The organism is Ruegeria sp. AL12 (assembly GCF_056540885.1).
On sequence record NZ_JBQFXN010000005.1, the window covers coordinates 132,464 to 153,773 of the forward strand.

Below are 21,310 nucleotides of genomic sequence, written 5' to 3' on the forward strand. Positions count from 1 at the left end.
GGGCCGCCATCAGTAATGCACCCTCTTTTCCACGTATTTGAACTGGATGACCGTCAACAGTCCCACGACGATCAGCAAGATGACTGATTGCGCCGAAGACGAGCCGAGGTCCTGCCCCACAAACCCGTCCGAAAATACCTTGTAGACAAGGATTGTCGTCGACTGTTGCGGCCCGCCGCCGGTGATCGTGTGGATCACGCCAAAGGTTTCGAAGAAGGCATAAACGACGTTCACCACCAGCAAGAAGAACGCCGTCGGCGACAGCAGCGGCAGTACGATCGTGAAGAATCGGCGCCAGAAATGCGCGCCGTCAATCGCCGCCGCCTCGATCACGGATCTTGGAACGGATTGCAGGGCAGCGAAAAAGAACAGGAAGTTATAGCTTATGCGCCCCCAGGCCGAAGCAACGACCACCAGCCCCATGGCTTCGGTGCCGTTCAGAACGTGGTTCCAGTCATATCCAAGCTGGCCAAGATACCATGACACGACGCCGACGCGCGTGTTGAACATGAAAAGCCACAGAACGCCCGCGACCGCAGGGGCAACAGCGTAGGGCCAGATCAGCAACGTCCGATAGACCCCGGACCCTTTGATCAATCGATCCGCAATGACCGCAAGAAACAAGGCAGGGATCATCGAGCACAACGTGACCAACGTGGAAAACACCGCCGTTGTTACGAAAGAGGCGCGATAAAACTTGTCACTCAGCAGGAATTCAAAGTTGCCGAGCCCCACGAACTGGGACGACAGCCCGAACGGGTCTGGTATGAACAGCGACTGCCAGATGGCCTGACCGGCGGGGTAGAAAAAGAAAACAGCGGAAATGATGACCTGAGGGGCGATCAACGCCAATGGCAACAGCCAGCCGCGAAAGGTGACGCGTTTTTCCATCCTGAAAACCCACCGAAGAAAGAAAATGCGGGCCCCGAAAGGGCCCGCATAACGTTACGACTTATTGATTGGCGGATTCGAACCGGCGCAGCAACGCATCACCGCGTTCCTTCGCGCTGTCCATCGCTTCCTGAGCGGTCTTCTCACCGGACCAGATCGCCTCAAGCTCTTCGTCGATGATGCCCCGGATCTGGTCGAACGATCCCAGACGCAAGCCTTTCGAATTTGCGGTCGGCTCTTTCGCGGTCATCTGGATCACTGCGACGTCGGTACCCGGGTTTTCGTCATAAAAACCTGCGGCACGCGTAACCTCACCCGCTTCTGTCGTGATTGGAAGATAACCGGTGTTCTGGTGCCATGCCGCTTGTACATCAGGTGATGACAGGAAGCTCAGGAACTCTCCGACGCCCTTGTACTCTTCGGGCTCATGACCCTCCATTACCCAAAGAGACGCGCCACCGATGATGGTGTTTTGCGGCTCACTGGTAACGGATTCCCAATAGGGCAGCGGACGCACGTCGAAATCGAACTCGGCCTCTGCCTTGATGCCGGCGTATCCGGCCGAACTTTCGGTGAACAATGCGCACTCGCCTGACCGGAAGTTCGCACCACCTTCGTTTCTGCGGCCGGTATAGATGAACTTGCCGTCCTTGGCCCAGTCACCCATCGCGGTCAGATGTGCAACCTGCACCGGACCGTTCAGCATCAGCTCGGTATCCAGACCGGCAAATCCGTTGTCCCGTGAGGCAAACGGAACATCGTGATAAGCTGAAAGGTTTTCAAGGTGAATCCAGCTTTGCCATGCTGTCACCAGCGGGCAATCTTCGCCACCTGCCTTCAGCTGCTCGAGCACTTCGCCGACTTTTTCCCAAGTGGACAGATCCGTGTCCGGATCAACGCCTGCTGCTTGCATGGCATCGCGGTTGACCCACAGGACCGGCGTCGAGGAGTTGAAGGGAAGCGACAGCATCTCTCCGTCAGTGGTTGTGTAGTAGCCTTTGACGGCGCCAATATACGCGTCGGGATCAAAAGACGCGCCGCTTTCGGCCATCACTTCATAGACCGGCTTGATCGCCCCTTTGGCTGACATCATTGTCGCCGTGCCGACTTCGAACACCATCAGGATATGTGGCTGTTCACCGGCCCGGAATGCTGCAATCCCGGCATTCAGGGTTTCCGAGTAGTTGCCCTTGTGGCTTTCGACCACGACGAACTCATCCTGACTGGCGTTGAATTCTTCAACCTGTCCTTTGACAAGTTCCCCTAGGCGACCGGTGAAGGCGTGCCAGAACTGGACTTCGGTTTGCGCCATTGCCGCCAAGGGGGACAAGGCTGTGGTGATGGCAATCGCGCCAAGCAGATTCTTTTTCATGATTCCTCCCATGCATCAGGGTTGATGCTTCGTTGAATACCGACCGCAACGCGTAAACGGCACACATGACGATTTCACGACGTTAACGTTACAAAAATATAATTCAAGGCCTATCTACTTGGTGAAAAAATAACATAGTGTTATGAAATGGCGCGGCAGATCGGGATCAGCAATGAGTCAAATTCTGAGAGTTCGGCAGTTGGAGGCCCTGATGGCCGTGACCACCAACGGGTCTGTCACGGCCGCGGCGGCTGATCTGGGCGTGACCCAGCCAGCTGTCAGCAGATTGCTGTCCGATCTTGAAAAGTCGCTCGGGTTTCAGCTTTTTGACCGTCGGGAAGGCCGATTAGTACCAACGCAGGAGGTTCGCTATCTCTTGCCCAGCGTCGAGCGCGTTCTCGAATTGATGAGACAAATTTCGGATGTCAGTCAGGATATCACACAACGCAAAGCAGGGCACATCCGTGTCGCTTGCCTGCCGGGATTTGCCACCAGCCATTTGCCCAAAGTCGTCGCCGGTTTCCTGAAGGATCGGCCCGGTGTCACCCTGACGATCGAACCAGACAGACCTGAACGCATTCTGGAATGGATGATCGGTGAGCAGTATGATTTCGGAATCACTGACAGCTTTCACGGTCATCCGGCGGTAGAAAGCAGGGACATCGACGTTCGCACGGTGTGCGTGTTCCCCACCGGGCACGAGTTGGAAGGCCTGTCCGAAATTACACCGGCGGATCTTGCACACAGCAAAATCATCCACACGCGACGCGACAGCGACTTTTTCGGGCGGCTTTCGAAAGTGTTTCAACATGCCAATGTCGAATTGAACTCGCATATCGAGGTCAGGCAGTTCACGGCAGCATGTGAGTTGGCGCTGGAGGGTGTCGGTGTCTCGGTCGTTAGCGAGCTGGATGCTGTCCAATACACGTCGAGGGGATTGAGTTATCGGCCGTTCAAGCCGTCTTTGACGCATACCCTTTCGTTGGTGCGTCCAATTCTGAAGCAACCGTCATTGGTAACGCTGGAATTCATCGAACAGTTTCAGGAAAGCCTGAGCCCTTTCAAGGTCGGGTAGCCCCGCCTTCAACCATATTCCTGTTACAAAGCAGGAACTGGTCCCACAACAAGACCGGTGTCCCGCCAGAAAGTCGCATGTGATCTGCTCATGCTCGGCGGGATCTACAGCGAAATTCCTCGTCCTGCCCCGGGGCCCGACTGAGTTTGGCACGGCGCCGCAGCAGCCTGCTGCAACGCTGTCCAACGTGGTGGTTCTTCAGATCGCGGCCTTTCGGCTTTCATCCAGGTATATTTCACGAAGGCGTTTGGCAATCGGACCGGGTGTACCATCACCCAGCGTGACTCCGTCAATTTCCACTACCGGCATCACGAAAGCACTGGCCGAGGTCGTGAACGCCTCGTCAGCCTCTTTGGCTTCGTCGATGGTAAACAGCCGCTCTTCAACTTCCATCTGTGCTTCGGCTGCCATGCGCAGCACGGCCTTGCGAGTGATCCCGTGCAGGATGTCGTTGGACAGCGGGCGGGTCACGATCTTGCCGTTCTTGACGAAATAGGCGTTGTTGCTGGTGCCCTCGGTCACAAAGCCGTCCTCGACCAGCCATGCATCGTCGCAGCTCGCTTTCTTGGCCATCATCTTGCCCATCGAAGGGTAAAGCAGTTGCACGGTCTTTATGTCGCGGCGACCCCAACGGATGTCCTCGATCGAGATGATCTTGGCACCTTTCCGTGCCGCCGGGCTGTCAGCCAGCCCGGGCTTGTTCTGGGTGAACAGAACCAGGCTTGGCTTGGTATCGGCCGAAGGGAAGACAAAATCCCGGTCACCGTCACTGCCGCGCGAAACCTGAAGGTAGACCAGCCCTTCTTCGATGCCGTTCAGATCAACCAGCTTGCGGTGGATTTCCAGCAGTTCTTCCTTGGTGCAGGGCTCGGCCATCTCCAGCTCGTCCAGAGACCGCTTCAGGCGCACCGCGTGGCCCTCGAAATCGATCAGCTTGCCATCCAGTACACTGGTCACTTCGTAAACCGCGTCTGCAAACAGGAAGCCACGGTCAAAGATGGATACCTTGGCCTCGGTCTCGAGCAGGTATTCGCCATTCACATAAACGGTTCGGGTCATGTTTGTCTCCTCAGCCCCAGAGCGCCGCTTCGGGCGGGTGAACTCCGGCGTCGTCAAAAATCAGCGGGGTGTCGCGGTCTTCGGCCAACAGAAGCGGGCCGTCAAGGTCCGTCACCATCGCACCCTGCGCCAACAGTGTCGCGGGCGCCATGGCAAGCGAACTGCCGACCATGCAGCCGACCATGATGTCATACCCTTCCGCGATTGCGGCTTTGCGCAATTCAAGCGCCTCGGTCAGGCCCCCAGTCTTGTCGAGTTTGATGTTGATGACATCGTATTTCCCCTTCAGCCCGGGCAGGCTGGCGCGATCATGGCAGGACTCGTCGGCGCAGACGGGCACCGGGCGGGCCATTCCGATCAACGCATCGTCATCACCGGCCGGCAATGGCTGCTCGACCAGCGCCACGCCCAAACGCACCAGATGCGGGGCGAGGTCGGCGTAAACCTCGGCCGACCAGCCTTCGTTTGCATCCACGATGATCCTGGCGTTCGGCGCACCGGCGCGCACGGCCTCAAGCCGGGGCATGTCATCTGGCGTGCCCAGCTTGATCTTCAGAAGCGGGCGGTGCGCGTTCTCGGCCGCCTGAGCCTGCATTGCCTCCGGAGTATCCAGCGACAGAGTATAGGCCGTGATCTCGGGTCCGGGCACCGGCAGGCCCGCCAAATCCCAGGCGCGCTTGCCGGCGCGCTTGCTTTCCAGATCCCACAAAGCACAATCCACGGCGTTCCGGGCGGCACCGGCAGGCAGCAGATCCATCAGCGACCGACGGCTGAACTCAGCAGGCAAGCCGGCGATCTCGGCCTCGACCGACTCGAGCGTTTCGTCATAACGCGCATAAGGAACGCATTCGCCCCAGCCCTGATGCGTTCCGTCCGACACCCGCACCGTCAGCACCTTTGCTTCGGTCCGTGACCCGCGCGAAATGGTAAACACCTGCGCCAACTGAAACACATCGCGAGAGACCTCTATCTGCACGCACCTGCTCCTTCATCTTTTCCCAAATACTCCCGCCAGAGGCGGAACCGGCCCGCCACCGGCGGGCCGGTTGGATCACATCGCGGCCAACGCGTCCACCAACTTGCCCGAGCCGAACCGGAACGGATCGGTCGCCGGCAGCCCCATATCTGCTTCGATCTTGGCCAGATATGCCGTCGCGTCCTCTTCGGACATGTGCTGCGTGTTGACCGAAACGCCGACGACCTGACAATCGGGGTTCGCCACTTTGGCCAGGGCCAGCGCGGTGTCGCGCAAGGTTTCGAGCGTCGGCAGCTGATAGGTCGGCAGACCACGCATATGCGCGCGGGTCGGTTCATGGCTCAGGATCAGCGCGTCCGGCTGGCCGCCGTGGATCAACGCCATGGTCACGCCGGAATAGGACACATGGAACAGCGATCCCTGACCTTCGATCAGATCCCAGTGGTCGTCATCATTGTCCGGTGTCAACCATTCGATCGAGCCGGCCATGAAATCCGCAACAACGGCGTCCAGCGGCACGCCATCGCCGGTGATCAGAATGCCCGTCTGGCCGGTCGCGCGGAAGGTCGACTTCATACCACGCTTGCGCATTTCGGCATCCATCGCCATTGCAGTGTACATCTTGCCCACAGAGCAGTCGGTGCCGACGGCCAGACAACGTTTGCCCCTGCGCTTGATCCCGTTGGCGATCGGGTAATCAACCTCGGGTACACGCACGTCGTGCAGCTTTCGCCCCGTTGCTTCGGCCACCGCCACCAGATCGGGCTCGTCGCGCAACAGGTTGTGCAGGCCAGAGGCCAAGTCAAACCCTTCCTCAAGCGCCATGACCAGAACCTTTTTCCACTCCTGGCTGATGACGCCGCCACGGTTGGCGACACCAATAACCAGCGTTTTTGCGCCGGCCGCTTTGGCCTCGGTCAGGGTCATATCCTTCAGGCCCAGATCAGCCTTGCAGCCGTCCATACGATATTGGCCGACGGCGTTTTCCGGGCGCCAATCCTTGATGCCCACAGCCACTTTGGCCGCCAATTGGTCGGGCGCATCGCCCAAAAACAGCAGGTACGGTGTCTCGATCATTGCGGTCACTCCTTTGATTCCGGCCCAAGCTAGAGAAGCGTTTAAACGAGCGTTTCGCGTTTTGATCCGCCCAACACGGCGGGTACGCGAGTTTCTTGCACGATTGACACAAAAGGCGCAAAATTATTCGAAGTTTCCAAAGTGATTAAACTTTAATCACCACTTCCCAGCCGCTGGCACGCAGCATTCTGCAACCGCATTGCCGCAGATGCACAATCTCCCTTGCGCCAGGTTGCGCAATTTAATACCTCATTGGACGAGAAAATCGCAATTTCATTACCCACACGAGGTCCAGATGAGCTTTCGCATCCAACCCGCCGCGCCTGCACGACCCAATCGCTGCCAACTGTTTGGTCCGGGATCGAATACCAAACTGTTCCCGAAAATGGCAGCTTCTGCTGCGGATGTGATCAACCTTGACCTCGAGGATTCGGTTGCGCCTTCGGACAAGGACATCGCCCGCGCCAATGTCATCGAAGCCCTAAACACTGTTGATTGGGGCAGCAAATACATGTCCGTTCGCATAAACGGATTGGATACCCCCTATTGGTATCGTGACGTTGTCGACGTGTTGGAGCAGGCAGGCGACAGTCTGGACCAGATCATGATTCCCAAAGTCGGCTGCGCATCGGATGTCTATGCCGTGGATGCCCTTGTCACCGCCATTGAACGCGCCAAGGGCCGGACCAAACCTATCAGCTTCGAGGTCATTATCGAATCCGCTGCCGGTATCGCGCATGTGGAAGAGATCGCAGCCTCCTCTCCCCGTTTGCAGGCCATGAGCCTTGGGGCTGCAGATTTTGCGGCCTCGATGGGGATGCAGACTACAGGCATCGGCGGCACACAGGAAAACTATTACATGCTGCGTGACGGCGAAAAACACTGGTCCGACCCGTGGCACTGGGCCCAGGCCGCCATCGTTGCCGCCTGCCGCACCCATGGGGTGCTGCCAGTGGATGGGCCATTCGGGGATTTCAGCGATGATGAAGGCTACATCGCTCAGGCGAAACGCTCGGCCACGCTGGGTATGGTCGGCAAATGGGCGATCCATCCCAAGCAGATTGCACTGGCCAATCAGGTCTTTACCCCGTCGGATGAGGCCGTTTCCGAGGCCCGCGAAATCCTGGCCGCAATGGAACAGGCCAAAGCCAACGGTGAGGGCGCAACCGTCTATAAAGGCCGCCTTGTCGACATCGCCTCAATCAAGCAGGCCGAAGTCATCGTGGCGCAGGCCGAACTGATTGCGGCGGGCAGCTAAGCCCCCAAAAAAGGGCGCTCGATCGAGCGCCCTTTCATGAATTCTTCAACGGCCAAAAACGTCATTGGGCGTCCATGTGAAGCGTTCCCCCTTCTTTCCTGACTTCATCATCAGGCAAGAGGTTCCCAGTTTCTGGAAATAGACGATCTTCAGTGGATACCAACCCGCCTTGGGCACTTCCACTTCGGTGCGTTGATTGGCTTCACAGCCCTGAATGCCATTTACCCGGCCAATCTGCTGACCGCCAACCCAAGCCTCTATCCCGTCATTCGACCACGTTTCCAGCTCGTAAACGCCAGGTGAGTCAAAGCGCATATAGCCTGTGACCTCGGCGGCAACGTTGTAGGCCTGGTCGAAGGTCAAGACATCCTCACCCTTGCTGGTGTCCCTGTAATCCAACCCGCGCAACGGCTTTCCGGGCTTCGCCTTAGACAGCATGCTTTTTGCCTGACTCAAATCCCGGATCTTCTTGTGTTGATTGCCTGTACCTAAGTATTTGACATTCAAACCCGCCTTCGGAGACGGCTGCGGATTGGCAGGTTGCAGTTTCAGCGGGGCAGACAAAGCGGCCCCGGCAATGACCGACATGGCAACTGCGGTCGCCACTGTTCGAACGAGTTTCATCGTAATCTCCCTGTTTGCGTGCCGTTTTGGCTGGGCGTATCCCCTGGCAGCGTCATTACAAAGACACTAGGCCCTGAAAATTTGCGCTGCAAGAGAGTGTGGCTTCACATTTCCAGTGGCTACGCACGCAGATCCTTGGGTGACCCCATGACCACATAGGATGTGATCGACGTGACATGAGGCAGCGTTCCCAGCACCTCGGTATGGAAGGTCTTGTAGGACGGCAGATCGGCGCATTCGACGCGCAGCAGGTATTCGATCGTACCGGTGATGTTGTGGCATTCGACCACTTCGGGGGCTTGTTGCAGGGCACGCTCAAACCCCTCCTGCGCCGCTTTCGTGTGTTCACCAAGACCGACCCCGATATAGGCGACAAAGCCGACACCCATCGCGGCCGGGTTCAGAACCGCACGATAACCGGTGATCACGCCGGCCTTTTCCAACTCTTGAACGCGACGCAGGCAGGCGGACGGAGACAGCCCGACCCGTTCGGCCAATTCCAGATTGCTGATGCGCCCATCGCGGGTCAGTTCCTGCAATATCTGGCGATTTATCTGATCATTCTTCATCATAAGTTGCAGAAATAGCGGAAACGCGCACGAAAAAGCAATTTCATTTGCTGCCGGTCAGACGATACTTCGCAGCATGACTTACGACATCCTTCTGGCGCTCATCGCTTTTGCCTTCGTGACATCCATTACGCCCGGGCCGAACAATCTGATGCTGATGGCATCGGGTGCGAATTTCGGCTTTCGGCGTTCGATCCCGCATATGCTGGGCATTGGCCTTGGCTTCACGCTCATGGTGCTGCTGGTCGGTGCAGGGCTGGTTCAGGTCTTTGACCGGTACCCGGTCAGCTATTCAGTGCTGAAGGTCGTGTCGGTGATCTATCTGCTCTATCTGGCATGGAAGATCGCGCATGCCGCGCCAGCCGCAGGCGATTTGGCAGCGGGGACACCCATGACGTTTCTGCAAGCCGCCGCCTTTCAGTGGGTGAACCCCAAAGCCTGGGCCATGGCCCTGACCGCCACAACCGCTTACACGCCCAGCCAGACCCTGCATGCGATTGCGCTTGTGGCGTTGGTTTTCGGGGCGGTCAACCTGCCATCGGTGAGCACATGGACCTTTCTAGGACAGCAGATGTCGCGGGTGCTGACGAACCCGCGCAGGCTGGTTGCGTTCAACTGGACAATGGCGGTGCTGCTTGTGGCCTCGCTCTATCCCGTTCTCTGGCCCAATTGACCCAGACAGGTTTCGGCCAACATATCCTCGGGCGCGGTGTCGGGTGGGTACAGGGTCAGACGCCGCGTTAGATTGTCGTGGGTGCAGGCCAGAGCGCGCAGCGCGGGGTCTTTCTTAGCGGCGGCCATCAGTATCCGATTTTCCATTCACCCATCTGAAATCGAACATCTTCACCACTCGGATCTTGCCGAGTTGCATCCGGAGCACCGTCAGGCCATATAGCAGGGAACTTTCGCGTTGAGAGGCGTCATGACCCAGTATCTGGATTTCGAAAAACCGCTGGCTGAAATTGAAGGCAAGGCTGAAGAGCTGCGTGCGTTGGCCCGAACCAACGAAGAGATGGACGTAACCGAAGAAGCCGCCGCGTTGGACGCCAAAGCCGCCAAGCTTCTGGATGAGCTTTATGCCGACCTGACCCCATGGCGGAAATGCCAGGTCGCCCGCCATCCGGAACGCCCGCATTGCAGCGATTACGTCGATGCCCTGTTCACCGAATTCACCCCTTTGGCCGGAGATCGCAATTTTGCCGATGATCTGGCCGTGATCGGCGGGCTTGCACGTTTCAACGATCAACCCGTCATGGTGATCGGCCATGAAAAAGGCAGCGACACCAAATCGCGGATCGAACGCAATTTCGGCATGGCCCGCCCCGAAGGCTATCGCAAGGCAGTCCGCCTGATGGAGATGGCCGGTCGGTTCGGCCTGCCGGTGATCACCCTGATCGATACCGCCGGCGCCTATCCCGGCAAAGGCGCCGAGGAACGTGGTCAATCCGAAGCGATTGCCCGGTCGACCCAGATGTGTCTGAAGATCGGCGTGCCCCTGGTGTCGGTCATCATCGGCGAAGGCGGCTCGGGCGGGGCCGTGGCCTTTGCCACCGCCAACCGCGTGGCAATGCTGGAACACTCGGTCTATTCAGTGATCTCGCCGGAAGGTTGCGCATCGATCCTTTGGAAAGATGCAGAAAAGATGCGTGAAGCGGCCGAGGCGCTGCGTCTGACTGCTCAGGATCTTCACAAGCTTGGCGTTTGCGACCGGATCATCCCTGAACCCAAGGGCGGCGCACATCGCGATCGTCCGGCCGCTGTCGAGGCTGTTCGCGCGGCTCTCACGGATATGCTGGCGGAACTGGACGGCAAAGACGCGGCGACCCTGATACAGGACCGCCGTCAAAAATTCCTCGACATCGGCTCGAAAGGGTTGGCGGCGTAACCGTCAGCCGCCCAATCTGCGCAACAACGCAACCGAGGGCTCTCCGGTGACCGCCAGGCCATTGGCGCTTTGATACGCGCTGATGGCAGACGTCGTGTTTTTGCCGATCACCCCGTCCGCGCCTTTCGTATCATACCCTTGGGATGTCAGCCGCCGTTGCAATTCCTTGCGGTCGTCCAATGTCAGACCGTTTGCATCTGGCCCGAACGAGGCCTGAAACGGCGCGCCACCGGCGATTCTGTCCGCCAGATGACCGACCCCGATCGCGTAACTGTCCGAATTGTTATAGCGCTTGATGACCTGAAAATTGCGGAAGACGGCAATGCGCGGCCCGGGTTTCTGTGGTTGCAGCACGGCGACCGGTGTACCGGAAACGGTTCCGACCTCGCCCCCCCAAGGCTGCCCCCGCACCCAGCCTGCGCGCGACAGGTAAGCAGCGGTCGAAGCCAGCGAATCCGTCGGATCGTCCGACCAGATATCGCGCCGCCCGTCGCCGGTGAAATCCACGGCATAGGCAAGGTAGGAGGTTGGAATGAATTGCGTGTGCCCCATCGCACCGGCCCAGCTGCCGGTCATCTTGTCAGGCGTGGTGTCACCATTCTGAAGAATCTTGAGCGCCGCGATCAACTGGCTTTCAAAGAACTGACCACGCCGCCCGTCATAGGCCAGCGTCGACAGAGCTGATACAACGGGCACATCGCCTCGACGCGCGCCATAGCGGCTTTCCAGCCCCCACACTGCAACGACGATTTCCTTGTCTACCCCGTACTGCGCCTCGATCTGCGACAGCGTCCCGTTGTATTGCCGCAGCATCTTCTGGCCGGTGCTGATCCGTTCGTCCGAGGCGGCAATGGCCAGGTAGTCTTCGAGCGAACGCTTGAACTCTACCTGATTGCGGTCACGCTCGATCACATCGGGCAGATACCCTGCACCCTGAAAGGCGCGATCAATCGTGGATTGTGAAATACCTTGCGATGCCGCCCCGCCCTTGAACCCGGCAACCCAGGCATCCCAACCCGCGTTGGGAACAGCCCGCATACGCGATGCAGGCGCGCTGGATGGCGCACCGCCACCCGTGCAGGCGGCCAACAATGTTGATCCAAGGCAAATGGAAAAAGTCCGTCGAGTGATCATGGCTGTGGTCTGCTCTTGTTTGTGATTTGCATCAAGAGTAACCCAGTCGGGCTGGACAGGCCAGAACGGTGAAACCTTGCGCAGTGGGCGCGGGAATGTCGGCGGGATGCCGCTCAGCTCACCAGCAAGCGCAATCCCTGCGTTACGTCCGAACGGACCGCCAGGCGCAAGCCCGGTTCGTCCCCGGCCTTGAGGGCAGCAATGATCAGCTTGTGATAATGCGGCGGCTCAGTGCGCCTGAGACGCCCGTAAAGCGCCCTCATCGTCGGCCCGAGTTGCAGCCAGACCGTTTCGGCAATGGCCAGCATCGCGGGCGCCTGAGCCCGCAGGTAAAGGGTGCGGTGAAATTCCAGATTTGAACGGATGTACCCAACCGCGTCCCGCTTGGTCACCATCTCGGCAACGGTCATGTTGATGGTCTGCAACCGGTCGATCAGCGCAATATGCGCCCGGGGCAAAGCCCGGCTGGCCAGCTCGACTTCCAGCAACGCGCGCAAAGCCGCCAATTCCTCAATCCGGTCGTTGGTCAATTCAGGTGTCGAGACCCGGCCGGAATTGGACAGGAACAATGCCCCCTCGGCGGCCAGACGGCGCACGGCCTCTCGCGCCGGGGTCATCGAGACGCCGAATTCCTTGCCGATGCCACGCAAGGTCAGCGCCTGACCCGGCGCCATCTCACCATGCATGATTCGAGACCTCAGAGCCCGGTACACCCGGTCATGAGTGGCAGTTTGGGTGTCAGACGGGCGTGTGCTCAACATCCGCTTATGTGATCACAAAACTGCGCAAGGTCAACTCGGCTTTGCGTCAAACCTGTAACGATGCAACTCTGCCCCATTGTCTCGCAACCAGCGGCGGGGTTGCTGACAGGGGCCGAAAATGCGTTCCACCTGTTTCCAGAACGCGGGCGAGTGGTTCATCTCGACAAGATGCGCCACCTCGTGCGCGGCCACATAGTGCAACACCTCGGACGGCGCGAGAATGAGCCGCCACGAGAACATCAATCCACCCTGCGAACTGCATGATCCCCAGCGTGACCGCGTGTCGCGCAGGCTGAGCGTGCTGTACGACCGCCCCAGCATTGCAGCGTAATCATCACACGCGCCAATCAATCGGTCCCGCGCCAATTCCTTCAGAAACCGGGCCAATCTGCGCGCCTCGGCCCCTTCGGGCACTGCGACCTCGTCCGCCATCAACTGAACACGCCGACCCTTGGCGGGCACGATTCGCCGGACAACGCCTTCAATCGGTATCTTCTGTCCGAACTGCACCACGGCCATTTCCGGCCTGTCCTGCAAATGCTGACGAATCCACTCTTCCTTGGTACGTGCGAAACTCAGCGCCTCGGATTCAGGCACACCGACCGGATAGGTCAGCGTAACCCGGCCGTCCAGCTGAGAAATTCGCAAACTTATGCGCCGCGCCCGGGCGGATTTGCGCAGCCTCAGCGGCACCGGCGGTGTCCCTGGCAATGCGTGCTCTCCCATATCGCGACCTCTCTTGCGCAAAGACTTTGACAGTGCCCTCTGCCTGTGGCAGGTGAGCTGAATCATTTAGACGACTCACCTGATATCAAGGGGATTTGACATGCCCAAGGAAGAATGGGGCGTAAAGCGCGTTTGCCCGACCACCGGTAAGCGATTCTACGACCTGAACAAGGACCCGATCATCAGCCCCTACACTGGCGAGATCGTGGAGCTTGAAACATCCAAAAGCCGCATGATCGCGGCGGATGCAGAAGATGCCGCCTCGGTCAAAGCGCGTGAAAACGCGTCGGATGAGGAGCTGGTACTGGATGACGACGACTCTGTCGACGTCGAACTGGATGATGATCTGCTGGATGACGATGATGACACCAGTGATGACGTTTCGCTGGATGATATCACCGACATGTCTTCGGAAGACGAAAACTGATCATGTCAAAGGCGACCACAGGGTCGCCTTTTTCGTTCCACGGACAGCTTAGTGCGGAAATTCGCGTTCGATTCCATTTTTGGACTTGCACTCGTCGTCACTGTCTCCTAAACGTCCGTCCACCGCTTCAGTGGTACCTAGATGGGGCCTTAGCTCAGTTGGGAGAGCGCTTGCATGGCATGCAAGAGGTCAGGGGTTCGACTCCCCTAGGCTCCACCAAAACCTAACAATACAACTAGATAGCAAGCTTTAGAGCGGTGTGAGACTCAGGTGTGACACAAAATGAAGCAGCATGCGTATCTCTCACTGTCCAGACATGGAATTTACTACTTTCGTTGGTCACTGCCCGAGACAACTCCAAAACCCCGCACTAGACCAAGCACCACACGTGGGACCCTTCGTACGTCTTTGCGTACACGACGCCCTAAAGAGGCTGGTACCCTGGCAAGGCGTCTTGCAGTGTGCGGCGACACAATAATAAAGCACAAATAACAGTCGGGCATGAACTACGCACAATGATGCCCGGGGTCTCAAGAGTGCTTTTGCAAGAACAAAGGCGCGCGGGATAAACTCAGCCCTTTCAGTGAGTCTCAGAGGGAGCGCATGATTGATACCATCCGATACTGCGAATTGGGCCATGAAGACTATGGTGAGAATGCAGTGCACAAAACCGCATCGCAGTCACGGTTTGCTTTTTTTGCATCGCAGACCATCAGTAAGAGATCTTGTTCCGGCGGGATGAACTGTATGGCGTTGTATCGTGCGCTTGCGTGCAGTAACGTCCGGCACCATGGTCATCCGGCGATACTCACTTGTTCTATTGGTTGGCGTTCTGGTCATCCTGACCGGCCTTGGCGGTGTTGCGCACGCGCTGTCGAATGGATGCGTGGGCCTTCACTGTAAGCACCATATGCAACCTTCCGAACACTCTGCATTGGCAACCAGCAGTGACGTCTTGGCTTCAGGTCAGCATCATGACCCGGAGACTTCAGAAACCGGAGAGTGCAATCCCTTTATCTGCCAAGCCGTTGCATTGCCGTTCCAAGTCAGTGAAGTTGCCAAGGGTCGGCGTGATACTGACCCGGAGCTCCATGTTGGAACCCAAGTCAAGCTGAGTGAACCAGACGCGCTCTACAGGCCCCCTGACCTTTGAAGCAGCACAATTCCCTGCGGACGTAAGCGACCAGCACGTGCGGCTGTTCGCGATGTGCCCCAGCGTTACCAGCTTCCAAAATGTCTGGACCAATCCATGAAAAAAAGTCACTTGCTAATCGGCGCATGCGCTGTCGCTGCCGTCGCCGCCTTCGTAACTCTTCGCCCCGGCGCAATTGAAGAGACCACACCGCATGAAACACGCAAAGGCGACGCCATGGTCGCAATTCAGATGCCGGCCATCGAAGGCAATGCCGCAATCGGCCAGCGTGTTTTTGAGGTCTCGTGCGCGTCATGCCACGGCGCCAACGCGGTCGGCGTAGAGGGCGCCGGGCCGCCTTTGATCCACAAAATATATGAACCCAGCCACCACGCTGATGAAGCCTTTCACAGGGCGGTTTCACAAGGTGTAAGAAGCCACCATTGGCAGTTTGGCGACATGCCCCCCGTGGAGGGCCTTACACGAGGTGACGTTGCCATGGTGATCGCCTACATTCGCGAAATCCAGCGGGCCAACGGAATAAACTGAGGGTAACCCAATGAAGAAGATCATGACATTCGCGCTTATGGTTGCGCTTGCCAACGGCGCACTGGCGCATTCCAAAATTGAAGAAACAACCCCTGCCAACGGTGCCACGATAACCACTGTGCCCGCTGAAATTGGCCTCAACTTCTCGAAAAACATCCGGCTGACACGGATAGAGATGGCCCATGAAGAACACTCGGCAGTAAGCCTGGATTTGGGCGACCAGACAAGTTTCGGTCAGGCGTTCACGATCCCGCTGCCGAGCAATGGAACGGGCACCTATGTCATCGAATGGCGGGGTTTGGGTGAAGACGGCCATGCGATGCAGGGCGAATTTTCCTTTACCGTGGAATGAGCATGCCAGACATCTGGGCGATTGCCGCGATCTTCGCAAAGCTGGTGCTCTACATCGGCTTTGCGGGCTCTGCCGGGCTTGTGATTGTTGGATGCCTCTATTCCGGCCTTGTCGCACCGGTGAACCTTGCGATGACGCGTCAGGCCAGGGCCTTGGCATGGCTTGCTCTTGTCGCGACAGCAGTTGGCTTCTTGCTTCGTGGAGCCGCCTTGACAGGCGGGGTTGACGGCATGGTCGATCCGCAGATGCTTGGCCTGCTGTGGCAGACATCCGTGGGCGACACACTTGTTTACCGCCTTGCAGGCGCAGCGTTGATCCTTGTGGGGCTGTCCGTTCCTCGCTTTGGTCAGTGGATCGCGCTGTTGGGTGGCACGATCGCTTTGTGGTCGTTTGCACAGATCGGGCACGTGCCGGAACTGGAGAGCTTTGGTATCCAGCTCCTGCTCCTGCTGCACCTGTTGTGTGTAGCTTTCTGGGTGGGCATCTTCAGCCCGCTGCGGAATATGGCCCTTGCTCCTGAACATCTGAAGGATGCTTCTGAACTCGGTCATGTCTTTGGGCAAGCTGCCACTTGGCTTGTGCCGGCGTTAATCGTGGCGGGTCTTTGGATGGCCTGGTTGCTTGTCGGCAATCTCCAAGGGCTGCTGTTCACTGGCTACGGGCAGGCGTTGTTGCTCAAAGTGTTTTTTGTGGCGCTGCTGTTGTTTCTTGCCGCCGCAAACAAGCTCCGATTTGTTCCGGCCATGCAAGGTGGAGAGGTCAAGGCAGCGCAACGCCTCGCCCGCTCCATCGAGGTTGAGGCATTGATGGTGTTGGTGGTGCTGGCGACAACGGCAACACTCACGAGTGTTCTGGCGCTTCCGAATTCGGGCCATTAGAGATGGGCCAGACACCGGTGCGCGCGCAATGTGCAGCGATGGCAGCGGCGGTGCACGATCCGATGCGAACAAGGAAGACAATCCCACTCAGGGCCCGCCGACCCTTGCCGCGGGGCCTAGCCATTGGGCTTTGGGAAACAGGGTTCAAACAGTGCTACCTGCGCGCCGGTCAACCGGAAGAAATCAAGCTTGTTCACCGCCTGTCTTTCGAACCATCAACACGCCGACCTGCCGAATTCACTGGGGCCTGAACCCGGCAGCTGCCCCTCAGAACCTTAATGAAAGACAGGACATGCCACCATCAAGCTTTGCACAATCTGTATTGTCAATTTCAACGACCTCATAGCCTTCGCGGTCCAGCATCTCTGCGGTGCGTGGGAAACCAGCGGCCATCAGCACCAGATTGTTGAACCGGATCGCGTTTGCCGCTGCCTCCTCTCCGTCAGCAACATGCAGCACCCGGTAGCCTTCAAAGCAGCCCGAAGCGTCCAATCGCCGGGTCGCAAGAATTGTCTCGGCATCCATCAGAGAACAATCCGTTTTGAAGTGCAAAACGCCCTCGGGCGTGAACACTTCCCGCAGTTTGTGACCCCATTCCGAGGTGATTTTTGCCAGTTCCTCAACACCTTCCGCGTCAGTGCGGTCTGACCGGCCCACAAGAATTTCGCGGCCGGTTACAAGGATGTCTCCACCCTCGATGTGGCCGGGACCATTGATCTGTGTGACCGTTTCATAGCAGGCCAGCAGTGCCGGGGCGATCTCGGCCACTTCCCCCATTCGCGAAGGCGCGCCCGGCCGCATCAGCACAGCACCCTGCGGCAGGCACAGGGCCGTATCTTCCACAAACTGCGCGTCAGGGAACGCATCCAGGGGATCAAGCTCGATCACCTCGGCCCCGGTGCTTTTCAGTGCTGCCACGTATGCCCCATGCGCGGCCGTCATCCCATCGAAATCCGGGTTTCCGATATCTTCTGCGCGCAATCCGTCAGCAATGGTCGGTGCCGGGCGGCGAGTGATGGCGCGGGAAAACTCAAAAGTTGGGTCTGACATGTTTCAATCTCTCTGAGGTTCGAATTTTCGGGCGGTGACTTCGATCATCGCGGGCCCGCCCAGGGCGGCAGTTTCGCCTAACGCTTGCGCAATGGCCTGCGGCTTATCGGGAACCCTGGTGTGCGGAATGCCAAAGGATCTGGCCGTTGCTGCAAAATCGGGGGGTGTGGGGTCACATCCAATGACCGTCACGCCTGCATCCTGCATCGATGTGGCGATTTCCCGGTACCCGTGATTGTTCCAGATCACGAACGTGACCGACAGGTTTTCGTCTACCGCGGCCATTGCTTCCGGCATTGAAAACTGCGCCCCGCCATCGCCGGTGATGCATATTACCCGCGCCGTTGGATCGGCAATCGACGCACCGATGGCTGCGGGTATGCCATAGCCAAGCGCACCATACCCCGTTGCCGCATTGAACCAGCCACCAGCCCGGTCGTGGTCATAGTAAAGATTGCCGGCATAAATAGGCTGGGTGGAATCCCCGACCATCAGAGCATCCGGAGACGCCGAGCGCATCGCATTCAGTATCTCCACCTGTTGGCGATAATCCGGACCAATCTCCTGCCAGGCTGCATCGCGCGTTTTTTTGGCACGGTCCGCACCGTCGCTTTGCCGTGCCCTCTGCGGCAGGACCTTACACAGCGCTGGCAAAACCAAGCCGACGTCACCTTGAATGGCAATCGCTGCATCATGCCGTGAAAGCTGATCGCTGCACCGATCAACCCGTATCAGGTTTGGCAGTTTCGCAAACTGACCGGTGGCATACATGTCATAATCGGTTGGCCCCAGCTCGGTTCCCAAGGCCAGAACGCAATCGACGCTTTCCAACAATGCGCGCACCGCGTTCAGGCTGGGACTGGCCGGAACGGTCAGGGCATGTCCGTGCATCAGGCCGCGCGCGTTGACGGTTTGCACAACCGGAGCATCCAGAGCTTCGGCCAGTGCCTGCAATCCCGCCTCGGTACGTTTCGCGCCGCCGCCCGCCAGAATGACGACTTTCTTTGCCTCAGCCAGTTGCCCTGCGGCCTGCCTTATCAATGCCGGGCTGACCGGAGGATCAGGTTCAGGCGTCTCGACTGCTGTTTCCTGATAGTCCGCCGCTGCGACATCCAATGGAACCTCGATATGCGCCGGCCCGCAGCGACCATTGCTGAGGCCGTGAAAAACGCGGTCCAAAACTGGGGCCAGAGCGCTGGGGCCGGTGACCTGTTCGGACACCAACGCAACCGTTTTCGCCAACCCGATTTGGTCTGGCAATTCGTGCAGATGCCCCAAACCCTTGCCAAGCGATCCGGTTTTGTTGACGCCGGACACCACCAGCATCGGTATTGAATCGGCCCGCGCCTGCGCCATAGGCGTCAGCGTGTTGGTCAATCCGGGGCCGGTGATCACAAAGGCAACACCCGGTTTACCCGACACGCGGGCATAGCCATCGGCCATGAAACCCGCCCCCTGTTCGTGTCTGGGCGTCACATGTCGTATGCCCGAAGCGGCAAGCCCTCGGTACAGTTCCACCGTGTGAACGCCCGGAATTCCGAAGACGCAGTTCACATCCTGCTGGCGCAGCCCGGCAACCAGAGCTTCGCCAATTGTCATACCGCTCATGCGACCTCGCGTGATTTGCTGTTGGCGTGTTCGATGATACGGGAAACCGCGGTACCAAAGTCCGTGTCATTGATCGTCAAAGCAACCCGCACCCAGTCCTTAAGGCTGTCACCAAAGGCGGATCCCGGCATGACGGCCACCCCGGCCTGAAGCAGATCCCAGGCATAGGCTTCGCCATCCAGCCCGGTGGCAGAGACATTGATGAGTGCGAACATTCCCGCCTCGGGCCGGTGAACAATCAGATCCGTTTCAGCTTCAAGACGATCGGCCAACAGGGTCGCGCGGCCAGCAAAGCGGGCGGCCATACCGGGGGCAACCTCGGACCCGTCACGGATCGCCTTTTCGGTCATGTCCGCGATGAACGGCTGGTTGCCAAAAAGCATAGTCTCGGAATAGGGCAGCAGCGCATCGCAGAACGCGGCAGGCCCGACACACCAGCCACTGCGGAACCCCGGAGCGGCATGAGATTTCGAGATGGATGATACGCCAATGACACGATCCGCCAGTTCCGGATCTGCCAATGGTGAAACAAATCGGGCACCGTCAAAGATCAGCTCTTCATAGACCTCGTCCGAGATGATCCACAAATCACGCGCAATCGCCAGCTGCCCGATCTCGGCAATGTCCGCGGCGGTCAGGATCGCGCCCGTCGGATTATGCGGCGTTGTCAGAAGAATGGCGCGGCTGCGCGGAGTGATGCGGGCCGCGATATCTGCGGCCTGCATGCGAAACCCTTTCTCGGGCCGCAGCGGTACGGGCACCATCTCGGCCCCGGATGCACGAATGACACCTTCATAGGTCGCGTACATCGGATCGCCGACCAGAACTTCGTCGCCCGCCTCGGCGACCCCGGCCATGGCTGCGAAAAGGGCGGTTTGCGTGCCGGGAAAGCACAGAAAATTCCCGGGCTCGAAAGCTCGCCCGCGAGAGGCGGAATAGCGCGCAGCCAGCGCGTCAAGCAGCCCTGCTTCACCGCGCCCGTTGGAGTACCCTGTCCGCTGCGCCCGCAATGAGGCAACGGTGGCTTCGACCAGCGCGTCCGGTACGGGCACGTCCGGTTCTCCTATCGTCATTTCGACGATGTCCGCTCCGGCCTTGATCAGGTCGCGGGCTTTCAGATGTACGCCCCATTTGGCGCCACCCAAGCCTGCCAACCGTTCTGTCACCGATGTGGTCTTCATGACTGCTCCACCTCTTTGGTCAATGGAATGCCGACGATGGCGCTGACGGAATCCAAACCGATCCGCGCCAGTTGGCCTTCGGAAAACGCATCCGGAAGCGCGCCCCCCTCAAGCCACAGGCCGTCGATCACCGCGTTGCAGGCGATGGCCAGTTGCATTGCCTCTGACGCATCAACCGAACGCCCGGTTTCCTGCAATGCCGCGACGATCAGCTTCTCGAGGTGATCCCGGAAATAGTCATAGGTTCGCTGGTGAATGCGCTGCATTTTCGGGTCATGCTGCACTTTGTTCAGGAAACCCGCCCACAACGCCACGGCGCTTGGATCGACGATAGGCGGTCGCAGTGACGCGTCTACGAAGTTGGTCAACTGAGACACCGCGCTTCCGGTTCCTGACGAAGCCGCCGTCTGGTCCGTCAGCGTATTCATGTGGTGCTCATACGCCGCCTGAACCAGTTCGTCCTTGGATGAGAAATAGTGCCGGATCAAACCTTGGGTCACATTCGCGCGGGCTGCGATCTCGCGCACCGTGGCACCCCGAACGCCCATCTCGGCGATCAGGTCCAAAGTCGCCAGAATCAGCGCCTCGCGGCGAAACTCGGCAGACTCACGTTTGAATTTGCGGCTGTCGTCCTGCACGTCAGTGTCATCCATGGCACGAAGTTATTATACACTTGCATAATTGCGAGATTCGGGGCTTACTGCAAGCTGAAATCAGAAGATTCTT

At 58.6% G+C, this 21,310-nt stretch carries 23 protein-coding genes and 1 tRNA gene; 9 read left to right on the forward strand and 15 right to left on the reverse strand.

Going from position 1 to position 21,310, the window contains the following annotated elements:
- Positions 1–9 precede the first annotated feature (9 nt).
- The gene (gene ugpA / locus ACR0C6_RS14405) at positions 10–891 is read right to left on the reverse strand and encodes a sn-glycerol-3-phosphate ABC transporter permease UgpA (protein ID WP_152459032.1); all 882 of its coding nucleotides are present in this window, start codon (positions 889–891) and stop codon (positions 10–12) included.
- Positions 892–952: 61 nt separating this feature from the next.
- Positions 953–2,263 (reverse strand): sn-glycerol-3-phosphate ABC transporter substrate-binding protein UgpB, encoded by a 1,311-nt coding sequence (ugpB, locus tag ACR0C6_RS14410; RefSeq protein WP_171232901.1) that lies wholly within the window; start codon positions 2,261–2,263, stop codon positions 953–955.
- A 172-nt stretch (positions 2,264–2,435) separates the two neighbouring features.
- Between ugpB and ACR0C6_RS14415 the strand changes: the two genes are divergently transcribed.
- Positions 2,436–3,338, forward strand: coding sequence for a LysR substrate-binding domain-containing protein (locus ACR0C6_RS14415; RefSeq protein ID WP_171206284.1), 903 nt, complete (start codon positions 2,436–2,438; stop codon positions 3,336–3,338).
- Positions 3,339–3,536: 198 nt separating this feature from the next.
- On the opposite strand, the gene ACR0C6_RS14420 is transcribed toward ACR0C6_RS14415, so the two are convergent.
- The 3 genes from ACR0C6_RS14420 to dgcN form a co-directional block, all read right to left on the reverse strand.
- The gene (locus tag ACR0C6_RS14420) at positions 3,537–4,397 is read right to left on the reverse strand and encodes a D-amino-acid transaminase (RefSeq protein WP_480619898.1); all 861 of its coding nucleotides are present in this window, start codon (positions 4,395–4,397) and stop codon (positions 3,537–3,539) included.
- Between the two features lie 10 nt (positions 4,398–4,407).
- Positions 4,408–5,373, reverse strand: a complete 966-nt coding sequence (gene dgcA, locus ACR0C6_RS14425) for an N-acetyl-D-Glu racemase DgcA (protein WP_480619900.1) — start codon at positions 5,371–5,373, stop codon at positions 4,408–4,410.
- Between the two features lie 75 nt (positions 5,374–5,448).
- The gene (gene dgcN / locus ACR0C6_RS14430; protein WP_171232903.1) at positions 5,449–6,450 is read right to left on the reverse strand and encodes an N-acetyltransferase DgcN; all 1,002 of its coding nucleotides are present in this window, start codon (positions 6,448–6,450) and stop codon (positions 5,449–5,451) included.
- Between the two features lie 295 nt (positions 6,451–6,745).
- Here dgcN and ACR0C6_RS14435 point away from each other — a divergent pair, with 295 nt between their 5' ends.
- Positions 6,746–7,708 carry an L-malyl-CoA/beta-methylmalyl-CoA lyase gene (locus tag ACR0C6_RS14435; RefSeq protein ID WP_480619902.1) on the forward strand — a complete coding sequence of 321 codons (963 nt, stop codon included), beginning with the start codon at positions 6,746–6,748 and terminating at the stop codon, positions 7,706–7,708.
- Between the two features lie 45 nt (positions 7,709–7,753).
- Here the strand turns inward: ACR0C6_RS14435 and ACR0C6_RS14440 are convergent, their stop codons facing one another.
- Positions 7,754–8,332 carry a PA14 domain-containing protein gene (locus tag ACR0C6_RS14440; RefSeq protein WP_152459039.1) on the reverse strand — a complete coding sequence of 193 codons (579 nt, stop codon included), beginning with the start codon at positions 8,330–8,332 and terminating at the stop codon, positions 7,754–7,756.
- A gap of 119 nt (positions 8,333–8,451) precedes the next feature.
- The gene (locus ACR0C6_RS14445) at positions 8,452–8,904 is read right to left on the reverse strand and encodes an Lrp/AsnC family transcriptional regulator (RefSeq protein ID WP_171118856.1); all 453 of its coding nucleotides are present in this window, start codon (positions 8,902–8,904) and stop codon (positions 8,452–8,454) included.
- Positions 8,905–8,977: 73 nt separating this feature from the next.
- On the opposite strand from ACR0C6_RS14445, the gene ACR0C6_RS14450 reads away from it, so the two are divergent.
- On the forward strand, positions 8,978–9,574 hold the full coding sequence (locus ACR0C6_RS14450; protein ID WP_480446083.1) for a LysE family translocator: 597 nt from the start codon (positions 8,978–8,980) through the stop codon (positions 9,572–9,574).
- Here the strand turns inward: ACR0C6_RS14450 and ACR0C6_RS14455 are convergent.
- The gene (locus tag ACR0C6_RS14455) at positions 9,550–9,702 is read right to left on the reverse strand and encodes a hypothetical protein (protein WP_480619904.1); all 153 of its coding nucleotides are present in this window, start codon (positions 9,700–9,702) and stop codon (positions 9,550–9,552) included. The genes ACR0C6_RS14450 and ACR0C6_RS14455 overlap by 25 nt on opposite strands.
- 121 nt (positions 9,703–9,823) lie before the next feature.
- On the opposite strand from ACR0C6_RS14455, the gene ACR0C6_RS14460 reads away from it, so the two are divergent.
- Complete coding sequence (locus tag ACR0C6_RS14460) at positions 9,824–10,786, forward strand: acetyl-CoA carboxylase carboxyltransferase subunit alpha (RefSeq protein ID WP_152459042.1); 963 nt, start codon at positions 9,824–9,826, stop codon at positions 10,784–10,786.
- A 3-nt stretch (positions 10,787–10,789) separates the two neighbouring features.
- Here ACR0C6_RS14460 and ACR0C6_RS14465 read toward each other — a convergent pair whose 3' ends face one another.
- The 3 genes from ACR0C6_RS14465 to ACR0C6_RS14475 all read right to left on the reverse strand — a co-directional run bounded on the left by ACR0C6_RS14465 (position 10,790) and on the right by ACR0C6_RS14475 (position 13,407).
- Entirely contained in the window at positions 10,790–11,920 is a 1,131-nt protein-coding gene (locus ACR0C6_RS14465) for a lytic murein transglycosylase (protein WP_480619906.1), read from the reverse strand.
- A gap of 113 nt (positions 11,921–12,033) precedes the next feature.
- Positions 12,034–12,681, reverse strand: a complete 648-nt coding sequence (locus ACR0C6_RS14470; protein ID WP_170346010.1) for a GntR family transcriptional regulator — start codon at positions 12,679–12,681, stop codon at positions 12,034–12,036.
- Positions 12,682–12,711: 30 nt separating this feature from the next.
- A complete protein-coding gene (locus ACR0C6_RS14475) occupies positions 12,712–13,407 on the reverse strand; it encodes a M48 family metallopeptidase (RefSeq protein WP_480619908.1) in 696 nt (231 codons plus the stop codon).
- 100 nt (positions 13,408–13,507) lie between these two features.
- Between ACR0C6_RS14475 and ACR0C6_RS14480 the strand changes: the two genes are divergently transcribed.
- From ACR0C6_RS14480 to ACR0C6_RS14500, 5 genes are all read left to right on the forward strand, one after another.
- Positions 13,508–13,834 carry a TIGR02300 family protein gene (locus ACR0C6_RS14480; RefSeq protein ID WP_152459046.1) on the forward strand — a complete coding sequence of 109 codons (327 nt, stop codon included), beginning with the start codon at positions 13,508–13,510 and terminating at the stop codon, positions 13,832–13,834.
- Between the two features lie 143 nt (positions 13,835–13,977).
- Positions 13,978–14,053: transfer RNA gene (locus tag ACR0C6_RS14485), tRNA-Ala, on the forward strand.
- Between the two features lie 1,030 nt (positions 14,054–15,083).
- Positions 15,084–15,515, forward strand: coding sequence for a c-type cytochrome (locus ACR0C6_RS14490; protein WP_171168996.1), 432 nt, complete (start codon positions 15,084–15,086; stop codon positions 15,513–15,515).
- 22 nt (positions 15,516–15,537) lie between these two features.
- Entirely contained in the window at positions 15,538–15,867 is a 330-nt protein-coding gene (locus ACR0C6_RS14495; protein ID WP_254442736.1) for a copper resistance CopC family protein, read from the forward strand.
- Positions 15,868–15,869: 2 nt separating this feature from the next.
- Positions 15,870–16,745, forward strand: coding sequence for a copper resistance D family protein (locus tag ACR0C6_RS14500; RefSeq protein WP_480619910.1), 876 nt, complete (start codon positions 15,870–15,872; stop codon positions 16,743–16,745).
- Between the two features lie 267 nt (positions 16,746–17,012).
- On the opposite strand, the gene ACR0C6_RS14505 is transcribed toward ACR0C6_RS14500, so the two are convergent.
- From ACR0C6_RS14505 to ACR0C6_RS14520, 4 genes are read right to left on the reverse strand one after another with little or no spacing between them, the layout of a single operon-like run.
- Entirely contained in the window at positions 17,013–17,795 is a 783-nt protein-coding gene (locus tag ACR0C6_RS14505) for a dimethylarginine dimethylaminohydrolase family protein (protein ID WP_480619912.1), read from the reverse strand.
- Between the two features lie 3 nt (positions 17,796–17,798).
- On the reverse strand, positions 17,799–19,403 hold the full coding sequence (locus ACR0C6_RS14510) for a 5-guanidino-2-oxopentanoate decarboxylase (RefSeq protein ID WP_480619914.1): 1,605 nt from the start codon (positions 19,401–19,403) through the stop codon (positions 17,799–17,801).
- Positions 19,400–20,584: a pyridoxal phosphate-dependent aminotransferase gene (locus ACR0C6_RS14515; protein WP_480619916.1), complete on the reverse strand. Its 1,185-nt coding sequence runs from the start codon at positions 20,582–20,584 to the stop codon at positions 19,400–19,402. Before ACR0C6_RS14515 ends, ACR0C6_RS14510 begins: the two co-directional genes overlap by 4 nt.
- Entirely contained in the window at positions 20,581–21,237 is a 657-nt protein-coding gene (locus tag ACR0C6_RS14520; RefSeq protein WP_480619918.1) for a TetR/AcrR family transcriptional regulator, read from the reverse strand. The genes ACR0C6_RS14515 and ACR0C6_RS14520 overlap by 4 nt, the downstream gene beginning before the upstream one ends.
- Between the last annotated feature and the right edge of the window lie 73 nt (positions 21,238–21,310).